We start from the raw sequence: 3288 nt of genomic DNA, 5'->3' as shown, positions 1-3288 counted from the left end.
GCCCAGGATTCTGATTGTTGAAGATGAAGCGATTATCCGCAGCGCGTTAAAGCGGTTGCTAGAACGCAACGACTATACGGTCAGCGAAGCAGGCAGCGCTGAGGAAGCCTGCAAGCTTGAGCTCACAGGGTTCGATCTCATCATCAGCGACCTGCGTCTGCCCGGCGAGCAGGGCATCTCTCTGATTGCCAAAGCGGCGCCTGTGCCAGTATTGATCATGACCAGCTACGCAAGCATGCGCTCAGCGGTAGAGTCGCTAAAACTGGGTGCCATCGACTACTTCGCTAAGCCGTTTGACCACGCAGAGCTACTTGAAACCGTCGAGCGCATCCTCCATCAGCAGGCGATGCAGCAGAGCCCTCCACCCGACATCACTGATGCGGGCGGCGGCCGACAAGCCATGATTGGCAACTGCATTGCCATGCAGCAGGTGTATACCCGCATTCGTAAAACTGCGCCCGCCGATGTCACCGTGCTGATTTTAGGCGAGTCAGGCACTGGTAAAGAACTGGTAGCGCGAGCCATTCATCAACAAAGCAAACGTGCCAAAGCACCGCTGATCAGCGTTAATTGTGCAGCGATTCCAGAAACGCTGATCGAATCGGAGCTGTTCGGGCATGAAAAAGGCGCCTTTACCGGCGCCAGCGCTGCGCGCACCGGCCTGGTAGAAGCTGCCGACGGCGGGACCCTATTTCTGGATGAAATTGGAGAGCTGCCGCTTGACGCTCAAGCACGTTTACTGCGCGTGCTTCAAGAGGGTGAAATCCGCAAAATTGGCTCGGTGGAAACCCGCCACGTTAACGTCCGTTTAATCGCCGCCACTCACCGCGACCTGCGGGCGCTGTCAAAAACCGGTGAGTTTCGCCTCGATCTTTACTACCGATTGAACGTCATGCAGATAGAGCTGCCGCCGCTGCGCGAGCGAGAAGATGACGTTCTCGAAATCGCCGATATCCTGCTCGATAAGGCATGTAAACGCCATGAGCGCACCGGCCTGCGGCTGTCTCGCGCTGCCCGCCAAGATCTACGCGACTATCCATGGCCCGGCAACGTGCGCGAGCTAGAAAATGCGCTTGAACGCGGCGTTATTCTCGCTGAAGGGCACCTTATTCATCCTGATGACCTTGGGCTGGCGCCTACCTCCGCACGCGCCCATGCACCATCAGCAATTGCCTCAGCGGCCAACGGTGAGGTAGATAAAAGCGTTGAAGAGAATGAAGACGATCTGTCTTTAGAGGACTATTTTCAGCACTTTGTGCTAGAGCACCAGGACCAAATGAGCGAAACCGAGCTGGCGCAAAAACTTGGCATTAGCCGGAAAAACCTTTGGGAGCGGCGCCAAAGGCTTGGCATTCCTCGCAAAAAGACCGCTCGTCGCCCAGGCTAACCGCCTGGGCATTGGCTTGACGCCAAGCACTTAAGACTATCGTCTAATATGCTGATTTAAATAAGAAATATCTACCTCTCTAGGCTTCTAACACTGTTACCTTCCCACACAATGCCACCCACAAACGGGAGCAAAAGGGGTAACACTTCTTGCTAGAAAAAGTTCCGCGACAATTTAAAAAATGCCAACCTTCTGAAATTTATCATTTATCTAAGAGGTGGCACAGCGACTGCAATATTACTGAGTAAGAAAAACAAACTGGGCATAGCGGTAGGTCACCAACAAAAACAACATGACCTTGCCACCACCTGAGCCATAACAAATACAACAGGGCCAAGTAGAGAATAACGGTACTAATAATAACAACAGGCTTAAATCTCATCACTTGCTAGCGCAGGCAAGACAGGCGCTGAGAACAATAATAAACACAGTAAGTAGCCCGAAAGGACGCGACGTACACAGCAACTTGCATACTAATAATAACAATAGCAGTCAGGTGTACACCCCGGTGCCAACAATAATTCCCCGGGGTAAGAAAAAGTTCGCGGTTGGATTATTGTTTTGAATACGAGGCGGTCGGAACTAACGTGATCCTTACGCCTACCGACTGCGGTGCGTATTCAGAGCGATGTGCCATCATGAATAAAAACAGCAGCATGGACGCTGATTGACTGCTTTATAGGGGAGGCTCTCTTAGCCTCCCCTTTCCGTATTTGAGGATTGAGTTATCACACGCTAGCGTCAAGTGCTTTGCAAGCTCAAAGGGGTCGGCTACACTCATCCACTAACTGTTTTTATTGAGTACTGATTTGAAGTGCTTTGTAGCAACTATTGACGACCATTTCTTCGTACCCTGCGAGTTGAAATCATCGCATGTTTAAAGGATTTACCCGTTTCCTACACAGTCCGGGGGAGCAATTGAAAACCTTGCTCGATCCCCAAGAGAGTTCTACCACCGCCCTCTCTCCACGCCATATTCCTCGGTCCGAGCATCCTGTTTCTCGCCAGCAAATTAGCGATGCCGCACTAAAAGTGCTTTATCGCCTGAGCGGCGCGGGTTATGACGCCTATCTGGTAGGTGGATGCATTCGCGATGCGCTGCTGGGCAAGATGCCCAAAGACTTCGATGTGGCCACCAACGCTACGCCCGAACAGGTACGCGATCTGTTTCGTAACTCGCGCCTGATCGGCCGCCGTTTTCGGATTGTCCATGTGCGCTTTGGCCGCGAGGTCATTGAAGTCACCACCTTCCGTGGCAAACCCCAAGACGAGCATAGCGATCATATTGCCCATCAGTCCGATGAGGGCTTGCTGCTTCGCGACAACGTATGGGGCAATATCGAAGAGGATGCAGTGCGCCGCGACCTCACCGTGAACGCGCTCTACTACAACATTGCCGACTTCAGCATCACCGATTTTGCCAACGGCGTGCGTGACATTGAAACCCGCACCCTGCGCCTGATTGGCGACCCGGCTACACGCTACCGTGAAGACCCGGTGCGGATGCTACGCGCAGTACGGTTTGCGGCCAAGCTGGACTTCACGATAGATCCGGCCACCGAAGCCCCGATGTATGATCAGGCATCGCTGCTACTACAGATTCCTCCCGCACGCTTGTTCGATGAAGTGCTCAAGCTGTTTATGTCGGGCTACGGCCTGGTTGCGTTTCGCCTGCTCAGTCATTACGGCCTGTTCGGCATGCTGTTCCCCGAAGCTGAAGAAGCAATGGTCGATGCAGCCTGGGCAGAAGAGCTGATTGAGCAAGCGCTCACCAATACCGACAAACGGATTGCTGAAGAGCGCCCGGTTACGCCTGCATTTCTGCTGGCGGCCTTCCTTTGGGCACCTGTTAAGCATCGCATGGAAGAGCTAGAGCAAGAGGGCATGGCGGCCATTCCCGC

2 protein-coding genes are annotated in these 3288 nt (G+C 53.4%); both read left to right on the top strand.

Annotated elements, in window-relative coordinates:
- Nucleotides 1–1387, top strand: a 1387-nt coding sequence (locus ACTH5D_RS15975) for a sigma-54-dependent transcriptional regulator (RefSeq protein WP_441672957.1), incomplete at its 5' end; no start/stop codon positions are given.
- 873 nt (nt 1388–2260) lie between these two features.
- Nucleotides 2261–3288: polynucleotide adenylyltransferase PcnB (pcnB, locus tag ACTH5D_RS15970; protein ID WP_441672955.1), on the top strand; the 1028-nt coding region annotated here is incomplete at its 3' end.

It is taken from the genome of Halomonas sp. (assembly GCF_052095695.1).
In the GTDB taxonomy this organism is placed as follows: domain Bacteria; phylum Pseudomonadota; class Gammaproteobacteria; order Pseudomonadales; family Halomonadaceae; genus Vreelandella.
The sequence above is the reverse complement of the archived record's forward strand: the minus strand, read 5'-3'. Positions and strand labels throughout refer to the sequence as shown.